This window comes from Brucella sp. BE17 (genome assembly GCF_039545455.1).
In the GTDB taxonomy this organism is placed as follows: domain Bacteria; phylum Pseudomonadota; class Alphaproteobacteria; order Rhizobiales; family Rhizobiaceae; genus Brucella.
Window position 1 is genome coordinate 1,122,557 of sequence record NZ_CP154467.1, and the last position, 18,850, is coordinate 1,141,406.

Below are 18,850 nucleotides of genomic sequence, written 5' to 3' on the forward strand. Positions count from 1 at the left end.
CCCACATTCCGTTCACATTGCCACGATTTGTTAAAGAAGACCATTAACGTGATTGTTTCGGGAAAGAATCCCGCCACTGCCCTGACGAGCCTTGCCATTCTTTTGATGGCAGGAAGCCTCCCTGTTTATGCCGAAAACATGCGTATCGGATTTGCAGCACCGCTATCCGGCACTTTCGCGCCGCTCGGCAACCAGCTTGCGCAAGGTGCGCGTATCGCCGCTTTGGCGAAAGGCGCGGAACTGGTTGTCTCCGACGATCATTGCACGGCGGAGGGCGGCAAAGATGCTGCGGAACGCTTTGTGCAGCAAAATGTGCAGATCGCAGCTGGATTTCTTTGCTCGGAGGCGCTTGAGGCAGCCCTTCGGGTGCTAGGAAAACGCAATATTCCGATCATTATTTCCGGCATCAGCGAACCGACACTCACCGAAAAGCGGACGTCACCTGCGATGCCGACATTCCGGCTGACGACAGGGCTGAATAAGGAAACGCAGGCGACAGCCAGTTTTCTTGGAAGTCTTTGGCGCGCCCAGCCCTTTGCCATTATCGAAGATGGCACCATCGAGGGCCGTGAACGTGCAGGCCACGTACTGGCCAGTCTCAAGGCGCAACAGTTGCAACCTGTCTTCACCGACACCTACCGCCCCGGCCTTGAAAACCAGAATGCGCTTATCGCAAGGCTAAAACGCGCCGGGGCCAGCCATGTCTATGTCGGCGGGGAGCGCGACGACATTTCGGCAATCGCAGCCAGCGCGGAAAGAATGAACTATCCACTGGTGATCGCAGGCGGCAGTCTGCTCGATGCGGTCCCCGGCGCGGTGCCGCTTGCTGAAGGCACGTTGATGACAGCCCCGCTAAAACCGCAAAACCTGCCGACAGCAAAGCCCGCCATCGACGCCCTGAAGGCGTCCGGCGATCTGGTCGATGGCTTTGCCATCACCGGATATGCGAGCGTTGAAATCACAGTTTCAGCACTTGCCCAGGCGCAAGAACGCAAGCAACCGTTGCCGGATGTGTTGCGCAATGTTTCGTTCGAGACTGCGCTCGGCACCATCAAGTTCGACCCAAACGGCTTACGCACAGACAATCCCAACCGTTTGCAGCGCTATGACGGCAAGAGGTTTATACCAGCCGACAGATAAGCCCGATCAGGCTGGTACTCATCACCAAGCCCGTCATCAGACTCATGGTCCTCCAGAACAGTTTGAGTGCCGCCGCGATGTCGCCCACATCCGCATCGCGCTTGCCGGATGCATTAAGCATCGGACCTTCGACTTTTTCCGCCCCATATTGACGCGGCCCGGCCAACGCCAGATCAAGCGCACCGGCAAAAGCTGATTCGGGCCAGCCCGCATTGGGCGAACGATGCAATCGCGCATCGCGGCGCATAGCGTTGAAAGCCCTCTTACCAACACTTCTGCCGTCGGTAAACGCTGCAGCCATAACGCTCAGCAATCCAGTCAGACGGGCAGGCAGATAATTGACGACATCGTCCAGCCGGGCGGCAAAGCGTCCGAAATGGCGATAACGATCATTAAGATGGCCGATCATCGAATCCGCCGTATTGATCAGCTTATAGGCAAACAATCCCGGCAGACCGCCAATCAGAAACCAGAAGGCGGGCGCGACAATACCATCGGAGGCATTTTCAGCCAGGCTTTCGATCGCCGCACGACTGACACCGCCTTCGTCCAGTTGATCGGGATTGCGCCCCACGATCATCGAAACTGCTTTGCGCCCCCCTTCAATCCCCTCGTCCCGCAAGCCAGTGAGGACGGCGCGCACATGATCAGCTAGACTTTTTTGCGCAAGAAACACCGCCACGATCAGGATTTCCACCAGTGCCCCTGCTGTACCCATGAAGGGCAAAACCGCCTCGACGATCAAGCCCAAAGCAATGCAGACGGCAACCAGTACCACGGTCAATGCCATGCCGTTACGCCGCAAAACCTCGGCGGAAAGTGCGGCATCATTGAAGCGCCTTTCGCCCCATGAAATCGCTCTGCCGAACGCCACCACCGGATGCGGTAATCTTTGCCATAGTTTTGGCGGATCACCGATCACGCGATCCAAAATGAGCGCTAGCGACAGGATTATCAGCTTTATTTCCATAAGCTTGACCAGAATTCCTGAATCATTTTTTCAAGACGCTCAATGTGTCAAAGCCTGTTCCAGGCGCAGCAGAGCGACCTCATCCAGTGCCAGCCCGATGCGTAACCAATGCGGCGCATAGGAGAATTTTCTGACCAGAATATGCCTTTGGCACAGGCGTTCATACAAGGCCTCTGCCTGAGGCGTTTCCACCAGCGCAAAGAGTTCGGTTCCACCGATTTCTGTTAATTGCGTGCGCTCAAGCACAGACGTCAAAGCTTTACGGCGCGCATTCAATCGCGCACGAAACCGCTGCAATTCCTGCTCTTCTGAAAAAGCATGCGCGGCAATGGCAAGGGTGGGACCGGGCACAGCCCACGGTCCCAGACGCTGCGCGATCCGGGACGCGAAATTTTCCGGGCCAATGGCAAAACCCAGCCTAATCCCTGCAAGGCCGAAAAACTTGCCAAAGGATTTCAAAACGATCAGCGGCGCATCGGCCATGTGCGGCACAATGCTGACCGCCGGGTGCGGATCGGCAAAAGCCTCGTCCACGATCAGAAAGCCACCCCTTGACCCAAGCTTTTTTGCAAGGGCTACCAAATCCTCCCGCGCAATCACCCGTCCGTCGGGATTGTTGGGATTGACGATCACCGCAACACTGGCACTTTCAGGAATTGCGTCAAGGCTTGCACATTTCACCACCGACCAACCCGATGCTTCGAAACACCGCGCATGTTCCTGATAGGTCGGCGTCAGCACGGCCACTGTTGCAGGCTTTGTCAATGTCGGGATAAGTTGAATAAGCGCCTGCGTGCCGGGTGCTGCAACAATAGCGGCACCCTCCGCAACACCATAATATCGACGCGCATGATAGATCGTTTTCTCTGACAGGCTTTCATCGGGCAGACGGTTCCAGAGTGCGGCTGGCAAAGGCGGCAACAGAAAATGCTCCGGGTTGATACCCGTGGAGAGATCAAGCCAGTCTTCTGCTGCGCCGCCATATACGGCGATGGCCCCGTCGAGCGCCCCGCCATGCTCGATATGACTCACGCATCGTCTCCGGCAAAGTCGATGACATGCAGGAAGGAGCCTGCGACAGACCCCACACGCAGACCCGCCTCGCCACGATCTTCGCCCAGCGCATCGCGCACCCGAAACAGCCGCTCGCCCGCACCTTCGCGCACGATGCTGGCATAATGAAACTCGTGACCTTTAAGCGGCATCTGCCATGGCGAACCGGCCAGCGGCTCCATCACACGATAGCCAAGCTGGCGCTTGCGATTGGCAAAGCTGGTTGCAAGCGGCAAAAGCCCCAACATGGCGTGGCTTATACCCCCCGCGTCTTCCAGCGTCTCGCCCAGCACCATATAGCCGCCGCATTCGCCATAAATAGCGACATTTCGTGCGGCCGCTGCCGTCATGGCCGCACGGAAATTAGCTGCCGCAGCCAGTTGACCGGCATAAAGTTCGGGATAGCCGCCCGGCAGATAAATCGCATCGGCGTCGGTTGACGGTGCCTCATCGGCCAGTGGCGAAAAGAAGCTGATCTCGGTGCCGCGTCTCAGCCAGCCCTCGAAAAGATGCGCATAGGCAAAGGCGAAGGCATCGTCACGCGCAACAGCAATGTGACTGCCGAGCGGTGCGAGACGCGGCACATTGGCCATCGGCTCATAGCGCGTGGGCGCGGACCACAACCGCTCCAGCGCAGACCAGTCGATCTGTGTCTGCATGACGTCGGCTGCATGATCGAGAAAGCGTTCAAGATCGGGATGTTCACGCGCCTGAACGAGGCCCAGATGTCGCTCGGGCAAAGCAAGCTGCAAATCATTGGGCACTGCACCCAGAACGCTCACACCAAGCGGCCTCAATGCATCGCGCAACATGGTTTCATGACGCGGGCTGCCGACACGATTGAGGATGACGCCGGACACCATGATATCCTTGCGAAAACGGCTGAAGCCTTGCACGAGTGCGGCGATGGAATGCGATTGTTTTGCGCAATCAATCACCAGCACCACGGCGAGATCGAGCATATGCGCAAGGTCCGCAGACGATCCCTTGCCATCCTGCGCACCGTCGAAAAGCCCCATCATGGCCTCTGCGATCAACAGCTTCCCGCCTTCCGTCATGCGCGACGACAAGGCACTGATCAACTCCGGACGCATTGCCCATGGATCAAGGTTGAAACAATCCGCACCGCTTGCCGCCTTGTGATAAGCGGGGTCGATATAATCGGGACCGGCCTTGGCGGGTGCAAGTGCTACGCCCTTGCGCGCCAAAGCGCGCAGTAGGCCGAGCGTCACCGTGGTCTTTCCCGAACCCGATTGCGGTGCCGCGATCATAAACCCCTTCATGCGCTCTGCCCTTTCTGCCGCGTTGCCAGCGGATCGCCGACCAGTTGTTTGCCCTGTTTCGCACCAAGCCAGTCAAGACCGGCCCGCAATTTCACCACATCACCCACCACAACGATGGCTGGCGGCTCCATGCCCGAGGCTGCCACGTCATCTGCCGCACGCGCCAGTGTCGTTTCCAGAACCCTTTGGCTCGGCAGGCTGGCATTGGAGACAAAGGCTACCAGTTCCTCACCCGAACGCCCTGCTGCCATAAGCCGCCCCGTGATCAGCTCTATATGCTTCATCGCCATATACATGATGATGACAGCCGATGATCTTGCGATACCTTCCCAATCAACGCCGTCCGGCACAAGCCCCGTTGCGTCATGACCTGTCAAAAAAGTCACGGACTGGTTGATATCGCGATGCGTTACGGGGATGCCCGCATAGGCAAGTCCGCCAATGCCTGCTGTGATGCCGGGAACAATGCGGAACGGCACATGATGCTCGACCAGTGTCAGCGCCTCCTCGGCCCCGCGCCCGAAAACGAATGGATCGCCGCCTTTGAGCCGCAACACCCTTTTGCCCTGCCGAGCCAATTCCACCAGACGCAATGAAATATCGCGCTGTTTCGGTGACGGCTTGCCGCCGCGTTTTCCCGCATATTCAAGAATTGCCGTGGGCTTTTTTAATGACAGGCAGGTTTCATCGACCAGCGCATCATAGACGATCACGTCCGCCTCACGCAACGCATTGACGGCATGAAGGGTGAGCAGACCCGGATCCCCGGGGCCGGCACCAACCAGCCAGACATGGCCGGGTTCCATTTTGGCCAAGGCCACTGCGTTTACGGAAAGGTTGTCCGTTTTAAATCCGCTCATTTGGTCAAACCATTTATTTAATCTGGCGGCACAGCTATCAGATACATTATAAGGCGTCCATGAATGACGAAAGCGACACAACCGATAAAAGCCATGAGAAGCCAGAATTGCGCCGTGGCTGGACCACGGGTGCCTGCGCGAGCGCCGCAACCAAGGCTGCATTGACGGCGCTTATCACTGGTGAGTTTCCCGATCCGGTTGGAATCATCTTGCCCAAGGGCGATGTGCCTTATTTCCAGCTTGCCTATGAGGGCTTGGGCGAAGGCTATGCCATGGCGGGTATCGTCAAGGATGGCGGCGACGATCCAGACGTCACGCATGGTGCCACCATCATCTCCACCGTGTTTCCGGCACCGCCGGGAACCGGTATTGTCTTTCAGGCTGGCGAAGGAGTCGGCACTGTCACCCGTGCGGGCCTCACCATTCCGCCGGGAGAGCCCGCGATCAATCCGGTGCCGCGCCGCTTGATGCGCGAAATCTGCGAGGAAATCTGCGCAAAATATGGTTTGCCCGCTGATCTCGTCATCACCATTTCTGTCCCGGGCGGCGAAGAAATCGCTGAAAAGACATGGAACCCACGGCTTGGCATCATGGGCGGCATTTCTATTCTCGGCACCACCGGCGTGGTGCATCCATTCTCGTGCTCGGCATGGATACATTCCATTCATCGCGGGATTGATGTAGCGCGCGCGGAAGCCCAGAAACATGTGCTGGGCGCGACCGGCTCGACTTCGGAGGATGCCGCACAAGCAATCTATAATCTGCCGGATTATGCCATTCTTGATATGGGGGATTTTGCGGGCGGCGTGCTCAAATATCTGCGCCACCATCCCATCGACAGGCTGACGATTGCAGGCGGTTTTGCAAAGCTCACAAAACTTGCGCAGGGCGCACTCGATCTGCATTCATCGCGCTCTCAGGTCGATAAGAATTTTCTTTGGGAGATCGCAAAAAAGGCGGGCGCTACAGACACTCTGAAAGAGCCGATTCTATCTGCCAATACGGCACTTGAAGTGCTTGAATTAACACAATCTTTAAACCTTGACCTTGCCACACCAATCGCCTTGAAAGCCAAAAATGTGGCGCTTGTAACCCTGCGCGGTGCGCCGGTCGAGGTTGAAATCATCATCACCGACCGCAAGGGGACGATCCTTGCCCGTGTCTGAACCCAGAATCCTTATTCTGGGAGGCACAGCTGAAGCGTCAAGCCTTGCCGATGCCTTATCCCGCCTGCCTGTCACAAGCATCAGTTCGCTTGCAGGACGCACGGCAAACCCTGATCTTCCCTCGGGAAAAGTGCGAATCGGTGGCTTTGGCGGGATAGATGGGTTGATTGCCTATCTTGATCGCAAAAATATAGATCTCGTGATCGATGCCACCCACCCCTATGCACTCACCATTTCGCAAAACGCTATTGCAGCGGCCAAGGCCGCTGGCATTGCGCATCTTCGTCTTGAGCGCCCGCAATGGTTGCGCAAGCCAGGTGACAACTGGATCAACGTGCCAGACGAAACAGATGCCGCTTTGCGCATTCCATTAGGGGAGCGGGTTTTGCTTGCCTTGGGGCGACAGCATATCGCGCCATTCGCAAAACGGAATGATGTGCATTTCATCATGCGCATGATCGATCCGCCGGAGGTATCGCTACCAGCGAACCGCGAAATCATTCTGGCAAAACCCGGCGATTTTGACACGGAAAAGCACTTTCTCATAGACAAGCGCATCGGGCTGATTATCTGCCGCAATTCCGGCGGCGCTCTATCGTATCAAAAAATCAGAGCCGCGCGCGATCTTGCACTACGGGTCATCATGATCGCCCGCCCTCTCTATCAAGGGGCGGAGATGGTGAGCAGCGTGGATGAAGCGGTGCTATTTATAAAATCACACTTCATGCTTTGAACGAGCCACATGGCTGTGGCTTTCATCATAGAGTGCGGAATTGCGAAAACCTGCTGGGTCAAGGCCGCGGCCAACGAAGATCATTGCCGTTCGCGTGAGATTGGCGGCTTCTATCTTCATTGCAATATCGCTAAGCGTTCCGCGCAAGATTGCCTCATCCGGCCAGCCGACACGATAGGCCACCACCACCGGACAATCCGCGCCATAAAGCGGCGTCAGATCGCGTTCGATCTTTGCCAGATTTCGAATGGAAAGGTGGATCACCAGCGTCGCCCGCGATTGGCCGAGCGTTGCGAGGTCTTCCCCTTGCGGCATGGCGGATGAGCGCATGGATGTGCGCGTCAGGATGATGGTCTGGTTGACTTCAGGGATCGTCAATTCCTGTTTCATCGCGGCAGCAGCAGCGGCAAAGGCCGGAACACCCGGCGTCACATCATACGCGATGCCGAGCGCATCAAGCCTGCGCATCTGCTCAGCAACCGCGCCATAGATCGATGGATCGCCGGAATGTACCCGCGCCACATCGTGGCCCTCATCATGGGCGCGCTTCATCTCGGTCATGATGTCATCGAGCGTCAGTGCGGAACTATCGATCACACGCGCGTGCCTGGGCGCAGAGGCGACCAGGTCTTTGGGCACCAGCGATCCGGCATAAATGCAAACGGCACATTTTTCAATCAGCCGTAGCCCGCGCACGGTGATGAGATCCGCCGCCCCCGGCCCCGCGCCGATAAAATGAACCGTCATTCCGCATTTCCTTCTTCGCCTGCGATCAGGCTTTCAATATCGTCAAAAATCGCTTGCCACTCGTCCTGCGTCAGTTCAAAAAAATTGAAACTGCGCAGCAGGAAAGCCCCTTCATTGGCAATGAAGGCGAGCCGGGCTTTTCGCCCCTCCGCTGTTGATACGTCAAGCCCCTCCCATTGCTTGCGATACCAGCGCTGCGTGTCCTTCATATAGTCAGAATTGGGAATGAGGCTCGACATCATCGCAGCAAAACGCGCGTCATCATCAGCGTCGCTGTTGCGTGAAACGCGTATATGCGCGGCAATATGGGCGATGGCCCCGCTGCTTCCGTTCTGCTCCCGCGCGACTTGCCGGTCAAAATCATCGCCCCAGCGTGCAATCATCGCCTTGAGCAGACCATCCTTGTTGCCAAAACAATACTGAACTCCGCCCTTGGTCACCCCTGCCGCAATAGCCACGGCATCCATGGTGAGAGCAACGATACCGCCCTCTGAGACGATTTTTTCAGCCATGTCGAGCACGTGATCGCGGTCGATGCTGCGCGGTCGGCCTGTTTTTAGTGATTTACTACTTTCCATACGGATGGATTTATATTAAGAGAGCCACCCTGACAAGTTTGAATACGACCGTATTGAAAAGGTGAATTCCATGTTGCCGAAAAACCGCTGGCTGGTTCTGACCATTGTTTCCAGCGCGCTGTTTCTCATCGTCGTCGATATGACGGTGCTTTATACAGTATTGCCGCGGCTCACTCATGATCTTCAGGCAAACGCTTCGGAAAAGCTCTGGATTATGAATATCTATCCGCTGATCGTGGCAGGCCTTTTGCCGGGACTTGGCACGCTTGGTGACAAGTTTGGACACAAGCGCATTTTCATGGGCGGGCTTGTGGTTTTCGGCATTGCCTCCCTCTGTGCAGCCTATTCCCCCACCCCGGAAGTGCTGATTGCCGCACGTGCACTTTTAGCCGTAGGTGCGGCCATGATGATGCCGGCAACGCTATCAATTATCCGCCTGACATTCACCGATGAGAAGGAACGCTCGCTTGCCATCGGCATATGGGCATCGATTGCCTCGGGTGGTGCAGCCATCGGTCCCGTTGCGGGCGGTGTTCTGCTTGAATATTTCTGGTGGGGATCCGTGTTTCTCATCAATGTGCCGGTGGTGCTGGTGGCACTTCTGCTGTCATACGGCAATCTTGAAAATCGTGCTTTGGCATCGTCGCGTAAATGGGATCTGGTCGGCTCGGTCCAGATTATGATCGGCCTGATCGCACTGACCTACGCTGTCAAGGAGCTTGCAAAGCGCGATGCATCCATGCCGATCTTTGCCGCAGCACTTGTAATCGGGCTTGTAGCATCCTTCCTGTTCGTACGCCGCCAGAACAAAAGCGCTGAACCGCTGATCGATTTTTCTCTGTTCCGCGCGCCCTTGTTTTCCATGGGTGTTCTCGCAGCCTTGATCGCCTCGGCATCGATGACCGGTATGGAACTCGTCTTCAGCCAGCGGATGCAACTGATTGAAGGTTTTACTCCACTTCATGCCGGTCTGGTTATCCTGCCTATTCCGATTGCAGCCTTCATAGCCGGACCGCTTGCTGGCCTTTATCTGCCGCGCATCGGCACGAAACGGCTATTATCGGGTTCGCTCATCATCACGGCGGTCGGTATCACGCTCTATATTCTAACGTACCGCTATTCCGGCCTCTATTATCTAGCGGGACTGGCCATCATGGGCTTTGGTTTGGGCGCATCCATGACCGGTGCCTCATCCGCAATCATGACCAATGCACCAGCGGAAAAATCCGGTATGGCGGCATCTGTCGAGGAAGTCTCCTATGAACTCGGCAATGCACTTGGCGTTACCATCTTCGGGAGCATTTTGTCAGTTTTCTATACGGCTCACATGTCGCTACCAGCCCATGTTCCAGCATCGGCTCGTGACAGTCTCGACGAGGCCTTGCTTGCGGCGCAAAACCTGTCATCGCAAGATGCGACAAATCTGATTGCCATGGCATCGCAGGCTTTTGAAGGTGCCTATGTTATCGTGGTGATCAGTACTGCCGCAATATTGCTTGCCGCAGTCCTTTTCATCCATAGCATTCAGAAACGGCAAACACGCAAAGAAAGATTGGTTTAAAAATTCTCGCCCTTGTGCACCGCCAATGCAGCGGTCACATGCGCATGGGTGGTTTTTTCAACGCGAAGAATGGAATCGGGACCGGCTCCTGCAAGGGCTGCGGCTTCCGCCACACTATGACAACCGACCATTTTGAAAACCGCCTCGGAGGAATGGCTGATCCGGGGCGTTTCCATCTCCAGACGCGCCGCATCGAAAAACAAAAGCCTGCATCGATAATGGGTCGCGAGCTTTTCCCAGAGAGGATCGCCACGCTTGCGGCCAAGCGTGGCAATAGCATCCGGTCTACGGATATCAGCAGATGATAGCACGTGATCGGCAACCACGATCAGTTCCAAAAGCGTCGTGCTGGAGGAACTCCCCATGCCGAGAACACAACAAAACGTCTCACGCACTGGGGATAGACTTACGGGCCTCTTGCAACTCTTCTGGCGTAATACCGAGCAGTTGCGCCACACGCTGTATCATCGAGGTCTCCGCTTCATGCAGGCGCTTGTCGGCGCATGCGACCTGCATCAGGTCACGCAACAGCGAAACACGACGCTCTGGCGCCATTACGGCCAGCATATTTGCGGCCTGCTTGGTCGTCGTTTCATAGGCAAAATCCTTGAGATATTCTGCGACTTCCGGGATTTCCTCCGGTGGAATACCGAAATTCTTAAAAGCGATTTCCTTGAAAACCACCATCTCTGCCGGGTGCTGATGTCCATCGGCAAAGATCACGTGCAGCAGAAGCAACAGTTCCGATGCAAGGGCGGGATCGTCGGCCACACGCTGTACAGCGCTTTTCTTGCTCAAAAAACTTGTGATGCGGTCAAAGATATTCTCGCTCATGTGCGGCCCTTTGCGTTGATAATGCATATTGCATCAATAATGCTGGCGGAAACGGAAAACAACGTTATGTTGCGCCAACTGTTTCCGGACGCTTCCCATGCTTGAATTTTTCGATACGATTACGCTGCTTCTCACAGTTGCTGCCTTTATCGCTGGAATCATCGATTCGATTGCCGGTGGCGGTGGCATGATCACCATTCCTGCCCTGTTGCTTGCAGGCGTTCCGCCGGTCGAAGCACTCGGCACAAACAAGCTGCAAGGCCTGTTCGGCTCGTCTTCGGCAACCATCGCCTATGCCCGCAAAGGCTATGTAAATATCGCCACGCAATGGCCCGAAGCCATCGCCTCCGCCATTGGATCGGTATTCGGTGCGCTTCTGGCAACCGTGCTGCCGGTCGACATCATGCGTGCGGCATTGCCCTTGCTGCTGATTGCGATCGCACTTTACTTTGCGCTCAAGCCAAGCCTTGGCGATCTGGACCGCGCACGCCGCATCGGCCCGTTTTTGTTCGGTGTCACGATGGTTCCGCTGATCGGTTTTTATGACGGACTGTTCGGCCCCGGCACGGGATCGTTTTTCATGCTGGCCTTTGTAGCACTTGCAGGCTACGGCGTCTTGAAAGCCACCGCACACACCAAGCTTTTAAACTGCGCGTCCAATGTCGGTGGCCTTGCAACCTTTGCCGCCGTCGGCGTCATCAACTGGAAGCTTGGCATCTGCATGGGTATCGCGCAATTTATCGGCGCACAGATCGGCGCAAGCCTCGCCATGAAGATCGGCTCGCGCATCATCAAGCCGCTGCTGATCGTTGTCAGTCTCGCCCTGGCCGTGCGTCTTTTAATGGAACCAGCTAACCCGATCCGGCAATGGCTCGGATTTTGATCAAAACTCGATACCCTTCTGCGCTTTCACGCCGGAACGGAACGGATGCTTGATCATTTCCATTTCGGTCACAAGATCTGCGGCCTCGATCAGTTCATCCTTGGCGTTTCGGCCCGTGATGATGACATGCTTCATTTCCGGCTTGGCCGCGAGCACCTCGATGATTTCAGCAACGGGGAGATAATCATAGCGCAGCACGATATTGAGTTCATCGCAGAGAACCATGTCATAGCTCTCGTCGAGAATCATGGCTTTGGCCTGCTCCCACGCGTCACGCGCCATGGCGATGTCACGCGTACGATCTTGCGTTTCCCAAGTGAAGCCCTCGCCCAGAGCCGAGATCGTCACCTGTTCTGGAAACTTTTCCAGCACCCAGCGTTCACCTGTATCCCATGAGCCTTTGACAAATTGAACCACGCCGATTTTCATACCATGGCCGAGCGCGCGAAACACCATGCCGAAACCGGCAGTTGATTTGCCTTTCCCCTTGCCTGTATGGACGATGACGAGACCTTTTTCGTCGGTTTTGGTGGCCTGAATTTTATCGCGTGCGGCTTTTTTCTTGCGCATCTTGTCCGCGTGCCGGGCATTCAGCTCCTCTTCCGTCATAGAGAGAAGTTTTTCTGATTTTTCAGCCATTTATATCCACTCCCGGATTCATATTCATAAGCTTTTCAAGTTCAAAACGCGCCGAATTGGAACGTGGCACCCAAAGGCCCCGCTCAATCGCCTCATCGAATTTTTGTGCAATCTCGCGAAGCGCCGCCGGGTTCTTTGCAGCTAGAAAGTCATGCACGGCTTTATCGGCAAGATAGGCTTGATAAACCGCCTCGAAATGATGATTTCCAACTTTGCCGGTGGTCGCCGCAAAGGCAAAAAGATAATCAACGGTAGCAGCGATTTCTGCAGCACCCTTATAGCCGTGGCGCATCACGCCGGCGATCCATTTGGGGTTGGCGGCGCGCCCGCGCACAACCCGCGACAGCTCTTCTTCCAGTGTGCGGATAATCGGCTTTTCAGGGCGCGAATGATCGTTGTGGTAAAGAGCAGGCATCGCTCCCGAAAGCTTTTCGATGCTTGCCGCCATACCGCCTTCAAACTGGTAATAATCGTCGCTATCGAGCAGGTCATGCTCGCGATTATCCTGATTTTGCACCACCGCCTGCACCGAACGCAGCCGTTCTTCCAGAAGTCCGCGCTCGGCTTGCCCTTCCTCGCCTGCGCCATAGGCATAGCCGCCCCAGACGAGCCAGGCTTCAGCCAGATCGTCACGGTCCCGCCAGCCTTTCTCGTCCATTAGCGCCTGAAGACCTGCGCCATAGGCACCCGGCTTTGCGCCAAAGACGCGAAAACCTGCCCGGCGCTGCGCGGCCACACCATCCATGCCCTCGGTGACGAGCCGGGCACATTCGGCCTTCATGCGTGTTGAGATGGGATTATCGTCTGCCTGTTCATCAAGCGCGCCCACCGCCCGCACGGCCTTGTCGAACAAAGCAATCTGTTCCGGGAAAGCATCTCGGAAAAAGCCGGAAATGCGCAATGTCACATCCACACGCGGACGCCCAAGTTTTGCAACCGGCACGATTTCATAGCCCGTAACGCGGCGCGAGGCCATGTCCCAGACCGGCTTCACACCGATCAGCGCCAGCGCCTGTGCGATGTCATCGCCCCCCGTTCGCATGTTTGATGTGCCCCATGCCGACAGGCCGAACGAAGTTGGCCATTCGCCGTGATCCTGTGTGAAGCGCGTGATCAAGAGTTCCGCTGATTTGCGCCCCAGTTCCCATGCGGCGGGTGTGGGTACCGCGCGGCTATCGGTGGAAAAGAAATTGCGCCCCGTAGGTAAAACGTCCGGGCGTCCGCGCGTCGGCGCACCCGATGGGCCGGGCGGCACAAAACGCCCGCCAAGGGCTGAAAGAAAGCCTTCGATCTCCGCAGGTCCGCAGGCTGTCACCATGGGTCGCAAATGCTCATTGATGGATTGCAGAACCGCTTTTGTCTGCGTCCAGCTTTCCGGGCATTCCGCATGACCATTAACCAGTTGTGCCGCAAACAATTCGATGCGCTCGACCGTATCACCGGTAGTGCGCCACGGGTCGGCACTCACAGATATGAGTTCCAACGGCTTCGGCCCTGTCCAGGGTTCCGCCATTGTGCAATCGAGCGGATCGAATTCTAGTTCACAATCGGTAGCGATCGCACGCTGTAAACTCTGCTCGCCGGGATCACCGCCGAGCGAGAGCGGAATGCCGCGCGGCACACGGGCAAGTGCGACCAGAAGATCGGTCAAAAGCCGCCCTTCGGGTGCAAGGCCGAAAATATGCAAACCATCGCGGATTTGCATTTCTTTCAGATCGCAAAGAAAGGCGTCGAGCTTTTGCAGCGCCATGTCCTCGTCGTCCTGATCCTGAATGCCCGCATCGCGGTCAAGACCGATATCGCGCACCAGATCGAGAATCTGCGCTTTCAACCGCACCAGACGGCGCGGATCGACGCCCGATGCTTCGTAATATTCATCGACCAGCGCTTCGAGATCTTTGAGCGGCCCATAGCTTTCGGCTCGCGTCAAAGGTGGCGTCAGATGATCGATGATGACGGCGGCCGCGCGACGCTTGGCCTGTGTGCCTTCACCAGGATCATTGACGATGAAGGGATAGATATGCGGTGTCGGACCAAAGACCGCTTCCGGGTAACAGTTTTCCGAAAGTGCCAAAGCCTTGCCCGGCAGCCATTCCAGATTACCGTGCTTGCCCATATGGGCGATAGCATCAACCTTGGCCACGTCGCGCAAACAGGCATAGAATGCCAGATAGCCGTGCGGCGGCACCAGATCGGGCGAATGATAGCTTTCCTTGGGATCGATATTATAGCCGCGTGCGGGCTGGATTCCGATCCATGTTTCGCCCGTCTTCATCAAGGGCAGCGCAAAGCCATTCAGACCTGCATCAAAAAACGGATCATTTTGCGGCTCGCCCCAACGCCCGGAAATCTCATCCTGAATCGCGTCGGGAAGCTTTTCAAAGAAAGCCTTGTATTGATTGAAGGAAATGGTTTCGCGGATTTCGCGCCCATCACGCGCTGCATTGGTTGGACCGGCTATCAAAAGCTGCATCAGCGCATCGCCATCGGTGGGAACCTCGCCGACCGCATAGCCCGCGCCCGCCATGGCACGCAACACTTCCACCGTTCCAGCAGGTGTATCGAGACCGACGCCATTACCAAGCCGCCCGTCGCGATTGGGGTAATTGGCAAGGATCAGCGCAACACGGCGATCAAATGGTTTCTTGCGTCGCAACCGCACCCAGTTTGCCGCAAGTTGCGCCACGAAAGCGACGCGGCTTTCCTCCGGCTCGTGGGTGACGATATCCGCTTCGACCGCGGCGTCATATTGCTGCGCGGACTTGAATGACACGGCTCTTGAAAGCACGCGTCCATCGACTTCAGGCAATGCGACATTCATGGCAAGGTCGCGCGCCAGCAAACCCTGCTGTGAAGCTTGCCATGTCTCTTTCGGCGTACCGGAAAAAATCACCTGCAACACCATGTTGCCGCGCTGGTCGAGCACGGTCGGCTTACGTTCGGCACCCGGCGATGAAATCGCAAAGCCGGTGGCGTTGAGCACAATATCAGGCGTGCAATCGTCAAAAAGGCCATCTACCACCGCCGCAGACAAGCGGTCCTTGAGGCTTGAGACAAAGATTGGCAGCGGGTTCAGGCCTTGTGACTGCAAGGCCTTGATCAGCGCCTCCACCGGCTGCATCTGCCCGCTTTGCACAAGCGCACGGTAGAAGACGATAGCCGCAACAGGCCCGTCCGCTTGCTGCCACGCGGTTCGGATACGGTCGAGCGAAGGCGCAGACATGCCCGGCCACCAAAGCCCCGCTTTAAGCAGTGGTGCTGCCTCCGCCGGTTTTTCACCGCGCGCGATCAGAGCTACGCAATAATCAAGGAAGTGACGCACATTGATCGCCCCGCCCTCGATCAGATAGTGCCAGAGAGCATCGCGCTCTTGCGCCGCCACCGTGCAATAACGCGCAAGCGCCATATCCGGTTTGTCATCGCCCGGCAGCACGACTAGCTTGATATCTTGCGCAAGGGCCGCAGAGTGCAGCGCTTGCAATCCATAGGGCCAGTAGGTTTCGCCGCCGATAATACGCACCACGATGAGTTTTGCGTGACGCGCTGTGCGCTCGACATAGGCATCGACCGACATCGGGTGCATGAGGCTTAGAAAATTGGCAAGCCTGAGCTTCACCGTTCCCGGTGCCTGACGATGCGCTTCAGCCACTGACCCCAGTTCGGTGTCGGCAGCGGAAAGGAACAAAATATCGCCCGGCGTCTGACCGAGATCGACGGCCTCATTGCCGTCGCTGATTGTTCCTTTTTGGGCAAGCAGAAGATGCATTACAAAACAGAAGCTCTAACAGCCGTCGTAATTGCATCCTGATCGATATCATGCAGGCCGATCACCACAAGCCGCGTGGCCCGTGTCTCGTCCTTGCCCCATGGGCGGTCGAAATAATGCTCGACGCGCTGGCCCACTGCCTGCACCACAAGCCGCATCGGCTTGCCCGGCACATCCACAAAACCCTTGAGCCGCAGAATATCGTGATCCGCGATCACTGTTTTCAGCTTGTCGGTAAAAGCCTTGGGATCATTGACAGAGCCGGCTTCAACGACAAAGCTTTCAAATTCGTCATGGTCATGTTCATGGCCATCGGCGTGATGGATTTCATGATGCGACTTTCGGTTGGCGATATCGTCTTGTGTGCCGACACCAAGCCCGAGCAGCACCTCAGCACCAAGCTTACCAAAACTTGCAGGCACCATGTTGATACGTCGTGTCGACCGCTCTGCCACATCAGATTTCACATGTTCGAGCCGATCTGCATCGATTAGATCAGCTTTATTGAGTACGATCAGATCGGCTGCATGAATCTGATCCTCAAAAAGTTCCTCTAAAGGGCTTTCATGATCAAGACTTTCGTCCGCTGCACGTTGCGCATCGACCTTGTCGTGGTCATCGGCAAAACGCCCTTCGGCGACGGCGGCTGCATCAATCACCGTGACGACGCCATCAACCGTCACCTGTGTGTTGATCTCCGGCCAGTTGAAGGCGGCAACGAGGGGCTGCGGCAGCGCCAGACCCGAGGTTTCGATCACGATATGATCGGGACGATCCGCGCGATCGAGAAGTTTTGTCATGGTCGGAATGAAATCGTCAGCCACAGTGCAGCAGATGCAGCCATTGTTGAGTTCGATCACATCTTCCTCGCGGCAGGCCTCAATGCCACAGCCTTTCAAGATACCGCCATCGACACCCAGATCGCCGAACTCGTTGATGATCAGCGCAATGCGCTTGCCATTGGCGTTTTCCAGCAAATTGCGGATCATCGTCGTCTTGCCGGAACCCAGGAAGCCCGTGATGACCGTTGCCGGAATTTTTTGACCCTGCATAAAACTAACCCTTCATTTTGAGCGGCAGACCTGCCGCCATGAAATAAACTTCATCCGCAACCGATGCTACCGCCTGATGCGCAAAACCCGCGAAATCTCGAAATTCTCGCGCCATGCGGTTTTCCGGCACGATGCCAAGCCCGACTTCGTTGGAAACCAGAATCACGGGACTGACAAGCTTGCGCAAGCTTGCCGCCAGTTTGTGCGTTTCAGCCGCAATATCAAGCTCGGCCATCATCAGATTGGTGATCCACAGTGTAAGGCAATCGACCAGCACAAAGCGGTCGTGACCCATGTTTTTTTCCAGCGCACCGACAAGATCAAGCGGCTCTTCTACCGTCTGCCATTGGGACCCGCGACGGTCGCGATGAATGGCAATACGGTTTTCCATTTCGCCATCAAATGCGCGTCCGGTTGCGAGATAAACGGGCTGAAGCCCGGAGGCTTCAACCTTCTTCTCGGCAAAAGACGATTTCCCCGAACGCGCTCCGCCAAGAACGAAAGTGATTTTTGCAAATTCAGTTCGCGGCGGAGCCATGGTTTCAGCCTTCGATTTCCGTTGATGCGTAGGTCTGGATGAACCAGCCCAGTGCCAGACCAATCACTGCCCACAGAAACAGGTTGGTTGCAAGCGAGGAAACCGCATATTGCGACGCAAGCAAGGCGGGAACGGGCGATGCAATGTCATGCGGGTGCGGCGCACCATAAAGATGCGGCGCAATAATGAGCGCTAGACCCGCGATTCTTGCCCAGATTTCGGATCGCAATACGATAAGGTAAAGACCGATTCCGCTGAACAGCACCGTCACCAGCCACCAGAGCTGCCGCGTCGCAAGCTCTGCGGCAGGCATTGCTGGCAGTTCCGGCGAAAGGCCGAGCGCCGGCAGGAACGCCACAGCAAAAAAACCGGCAACACCCCAGTAAATGCCGTTTCGCACCGTGATGCGGCGACCAGCCAGAAGTGCTGTACCTCCGAGCAACAGGGCAAAGCCCGCGCCTGCAACGAGATTGGCGAGCAAGGTATTTCCGAGGCGTCCAAAAGGCAGCTCGGCCCCCTCTTCCTCATTTGCTGCCACCTCATCATGGTCGTGCGGCGCAGCGTCTGCTTCTGTATGACTATGCCCGCCCCCAGCATCTTCGTAAGTTTCTGCCTCAAGAATCAGCGGCACGGTTTTGAGATACATGACAGGCGTCACCAGAACCCCTGCCAGCAGGCCTGCGGCAAGCGTGGCCAATAAATAACGAATCAACATTTTTGTCCCTCAACAGAAAACCCGCTCCAATGGCCGTCCACCATTGAGCGTTTTTCAATTCCCAGTTTGTGAAAACAGCAGAGCCTTATGGCCCAGATCAGTGGCAGGGAAACCCATAGGCATGACGCGTGTCATGTGCCGAATCGTGCAGCGTGTCGGAATGCGCCAGTCCAACACCGTAGATCAGGAAGGCTCCGAGCAGAAGCGACAACGAGGCCGTCACAAGACGGGTGGCAAGGGGCAAAGGGAGTGTAGTACTGAGTGAATTTTCGTTACGCGCAGCCATGACAACCTCCGTGCAGGCAGCAGGGAAAACCTCCCATCGGGTGCGG

At 56.4% G+C, this 18,850-nt stretch carries 19 protein-coding genes; 5 read left to right on the top strand and 14 right to left on the bottom strand.

Going from position 1 to position 18,850, the window contains the following annotated elements; genetic code table 11:
* The first annotated feature begins 48 nt into the window (after positions 1–48).
* Positions 49–1,140 carry a branched-chain amino acid ABC transporter substrate-binding protein gene (locus AAIB41_RS05505; RefSeq protein WP_343314619.1) on the top strand — a complete coding sequence of 364 codons (1,092 nt, stop codon included), beginning with the start codon at positions 49–51 and terminating at the stop codon, positions 1,138–1,140.
* Here the strand turns inward: AAIB41_RS05505 and cbiB are convergent.
* Genes cbiB through cobA form a run of 4 tightly spaced genes read right to left on the bottom strand, consistent with a single transcriptional unit; the run spans position 1,121 to position 5,306 of the window.
* Entirely contained in the window at positions 1,121–2,110 is a 990-nt protein-coding gene (gene cbiB / locus AAIB41_RS05510) for an adenosylcobinamide-phosphate synthase CbiB (RefSeq protein ID WP_343314620.1), read from the bottom strand. The genes AAIB41_RS05505 and cbiB overlap by 20 nt on opposite strands.
* A gap of 39 nt (positions 2,111–2,149) precedes the next feature.
* Entirely contained in the window at positions 2,150–3,142 is a 993-nt protein-coding gene (gene cobD / locus AAIB41_RS05515; protein ID WP_343314621.1) for a threonine-phosphate decarboxylase CobD, read from the bottom strand.
* A complete protein-coding gene (locus AAIB41_RS05520) occupies positions 3,139–4,446 on the bottom strand; it encodes a cobyrinate a,c-diamide synthase (protein WP_343314622.1) in 1,308 nt (435 codons plus the stop codon). The genes cobD and AAIB41_RS05520 overlap by 4 nt, the downstream gene beginning before the upstream one ends.
* Entirely contained in the window at positions 4,443–5,306 is an 864-nt protein-coding gene (cobA, locus tag AAIB41_RS05525) for a uroporphyrinogen-III C-methyltransferase (protein ID WP_343314623.1), read from the bottom strand. Before cobA ends, AAIB41_RS05520 begins: the two co-directional genes overlap by 4 nt.
* 59 nt (positions 5,307–5,365) lie before the next feature.
* Between cobA and AAIB41_RS05530 the strand changes: the two genes are divergently transcribed.
* Both AAIB41_RS05530 and AAIB41_RS05535 read left to right on the top strand, forming a co-directional pair.
* Positions 5,366–6,472 carry a cobalt-precorrin-5B (C(1))-methyltransferase gene (locus AAIB41_RS05530; RefSeq protein WP_343314624.1) on the top strand — a complete coding sequence of 369 codons (1,107 nt, stop codon included), beginning with the start codon at positions 5,366–5,368 and terminating at the stop codon, positions 6,470–6,472.
* Positions 6,459–7,205, top strand: a complete 747-nt coding sequence (locus AAIB41_RS05535) for a cobalt-precorrin-6A reductase (RefSeq protein WP_343314625.1) — start codon at positions 6,459–6,461, stop codon at positions 7,203–7,205. Before AAIB41_RS05530 ends, AAIB41_RS05535 begins: the two co-directional genes overlap by 14 nt.
* On the opposite strand, the gene cobM is transcribed toward AAIB41_RS05535, so the two are convergent.
* Both cobM and AAIB41_RS05545 read right to left on the bottom strand, forming a co-directional pair.
* Positions 7,188–7,952 (bottom strand): precorrin-4 C(11)-methyltransferase, encoded by a 765-nt coding sequence (gene cobM, locus AAIB41_RS05540; protein WP_343314626.1) that lies wholly within the window; start codon positions 7,950–7,952, stop codon positions 7,188–7,190. The genes AAIB41_RS05535 and cobM overlap by 18 nt on opposite strands.
* The gene (locus AAIB41_RS05545) at positions 7,949–8,464 is read right to left on the bottom strand and encodes a TetR/AcrR family transcriptional regulator (protein ID WP_343314627.1); all 516 of its coding nucleotides are present in this window, start codon (positions 8,462–8,464) and stop codon (positions 7,949–7,951) included. The genes cobM and AAIB41_RS05545 overlap by 4 nt, the downstream gene beginning before the upstream one ends.
* Before the next feature lie 136 nt (positions 8,465–8,600).
* Here AAIB41_RS05545 and AAIB41_RS05550 point away from each other — a divergent pair, with 136 nt between their 5' ends.
* Positions 8,601–10,091 carry an MFS transporter gene (locus AAIB41_RS05550; protein WP_343314628.1) on the top strand — a complete coding sequence of 497 codons (1,491 nt, stop codon included), beginning with the start codon at positions 8,601–8,603 and terminating at the stop codon, positions 10,089–10,091.
* Here the strand turns inward: AAIB41_RS05550 and AAIB41_RS05555 are convergent.
* Complete coding sequence (locus tag AAIB41_RS05555) at positions 10,088–10,456, bottom strand: cobalamin biosynthesis protein (protein WP_343314629.1); 369 nt, start codon at positions 10,454–10,456, stop codon at positions 10,088–10,090. The genes AAIB41_RS05550 and AAIB41_RS05555 overlap by 4 nt on opposite strands.
* Positions 10,457–10,478: 22 nt before the next feature.
* Positions 10,479–10,925, bottom strand: coding sequence for a TerB family tellurite resistance protein (locus AAIB41_RS05560; RefSeq protein ID WP_343314630.1), 447 nt, complete (start codon positions 10,923–10,925; stop codon positions 10,479–10,481).
* A gap of 97 nt (positions 10,926–11,022) precedes the next feature.
* On the opposite strand from AAIB41_RS05560, the gene AAIB41_RS05565 reads away from it, so the two are divergent.
* A complete protein-coding gene (locus AAIB41_RS05565) occupies positions 11,023–11,808 on the top strand; it encodes a TSUP family transporter (protein ID WP_343314631.1) in 786 nt (261 codons plus the stop codon).
* On the opposite strand, the gene cobO is transcribed toward AAIB41_RS05565, so the two are convergent.
* The 6 genes from cobO to AAIB41_RS05595 all read right to left on the bottom strand — a co-directional run bounded on the left by cobO (position 11,809) and on the right by AAIB41_RS05595 (position 18,804).
* Positions 11,809–12,447 (bottom strand): cob(I)yrinic acid a,c-diamide adenosyltransferase, encoded by a 639-nt coding sequence (gene cobO, locus AAIB41_RS05570; RefSeq protein ID WP_343314632.1) that lies wholly within the window; start codon positions 12,445–12,447, stop codon positions 11,809–11,811.
* Positions 12,440–16,213 (bottom strand): cobaltochelatase subunit CobN, encoded by a 3,774-nt coding sequence (gene cobN / locus AAIB41_RS05575; RefSeq protein ID WP_343314634.1) that lies wholly within the window; start codon positions 16,211–16,213, stop codon positions 12,440–12,442. Before cobN ends, cobO begins: the two co-directional genes overlap by 8 nt.
* Complete coding sequence (gene cobW, locus AAIB41_RS05580; RefSeq protein WP_343314636.1) at positions 16,213–17,265, bottom strand: cobalamin biosynthesis protein CobW; 1,053 nt, start codon at positions 17,263–17,265, stop codon at positions 16,213–16,215. Before cobW ends, cobN begins: the two co-directional genes overlap by 1 nt.
* Positions 17,266–17,269: 4 nt before the next feature.
* Positions 17,270–17,803, bottom strand: coding sequence for a bifunctional adenosylcobinamide kinase/adenosylcobinamide-phosphate guanylyltransferase (cobU, locus tag AAIB41_RS05585; RefSeq protein ID WP_343314637.1), 534 nt, complete (start codon positions 17,801–17,803; stop codon positions 17,270–17,272).
* A gap of 4 nt (positions 17,804–17,807) precedes the next feature.
* The gene (locus AAIB41_RS05590; RefSeq protein WP_343314639.1) at positions 17,808–18,518 is read right to left on the bottom strand and encodes a CbtA family protein; all 711 of its coding nucleotides are present in this window, start codon (positions 18,516–18,518) and stop codon (positions 17,808–17,810) included.
* A 97-nt stretch (positions 18,519–18,615) separates the two neighbouring features.
* Positions 18,616–18,804 carry a CbtB-domain containing protein gene (locus AAIB41_RS05595; RefSeq protein WP_343314640.1) on the bottom strand — a complete coding sequence of 63 codons (189 nt, stop codon included), beginning with the start codon at positions 18,802–18,804 and terminating at the stop codon, positions 18,616–18,618.
* Between the last annotated feature and the right edge of the window lie 46 nt (positions 18,805–18,850).

Bases quoted from the DNA above. Each gene is read 5' to 3' on its own strand.
- AAIB41_RS05520 (WP_343314622.1), bottom strand. From the start codon at position 4,446: ATGAAGGGGTTTATGATCGCGGCACCGCAATCGGGTTCGGGAAAGACC.
- AAIB41_RS05530 (WP_343314624.1), top strand. From the start codon at position 5,366: ATGAATGACGAAAGCGACACAACCGATAAAAGCCATGAGAAGCCAGAA.
- cobW (WP_343314636.1), bottom strand. From the start codon at position 17,265: ATGCAGGGTCAAAAAATTCCGGCAACGGTCATCACGGGCTTCCTGGGT.
- AAIB41_RS05555 (WP_343314629.1), bottom strand. From the start codon at position 10,456: ATGGGGAGTTCCTCCAGCACGACGCTTTTGGAACTGATCGTGGTTGCC.
- AAIB41_RS05560 (WP_343314630.1), bottom strand. From the start codon at position 10,925: ATGAGCGAGAATATCTTTGACCGCATCACAAGTTTTTTGAGCAAGAAA.
- cbiB (WP_343314620.1), bottom strand. From the start codon at position 2,110: ATGGAAATAAAGCTGATAATCCTGTCGCTAGCGCTCATTTTGGATCGC.
- AAIB41_RS05550 (WP_343314628.1), top strand. From the start codon at position 8,601: ATGTTGCCGAAAAACCGCTGGCTGGTTCTGACCATTGTTTCCAGCGCG.
- cobA (WP_343314623.1), bottom strand. From the start codon at position 5,306: ATGAGCGGATTTAAAACGGACAACCTTTCCGTAAACGCAGTGGCCTTG.
- AAIB41_RS05565 (WP_343314631.1), top strand. From the start codon at position 11,023: ATGCTTGAATTTTTCGATACGATTACGCTGCTTCTCACAGTTGCTGCC.
- cobO (WP_343314632.1), bottom strand. From the start codon at position 12,447: ATGGCTGAAAAATCAGAAAAACTTCTCTCTATGACGGAAGAGGAGCTG.
- cobM (WP_343314626.1), bottom strand. From the start codon at position 7,952: ATGACGGTTCATTTTATCGGCGCGGGGCCGGGGGCGGCGGATCTCATC.
- AAIB41_RS05590 (WP_343314639.1), bottom strand. From the start codon at position 18,518: ATGTTGATTCGTTATTTATTGGCCACGCTTGCCGCAGGCCTGCTGGCA.
- cobN (WP_343314634.1), bottom strand. From the start codon at position 16,213: ATGCATCTTCTGCTTGCCCAAAAAGGAACAATCAGCGACGGCAATGAG.
- AAIB41_RS05595 (WP_343314640.1), bottom strand. From the start codon at position 18,804: ATGGCTGCGCGTAACGAAAATTCACTCAGTACTACACTCCCTTTGCCC.
- AAIB41_RS05545 (WP_343314627.1), bottom strand. From the start codon at position 8,464: ATGGCTGAAAAAATCGTCTCAGAGGGCGGTATCGTTGCTCTCACCATG.
- cobU (WP_343314637.1), bottom strand. From the start codon at position 17,803: ATGGCTCCGCCGCGAACTGAATTTGCAAAAATCACTTTCGTTCTTGGC.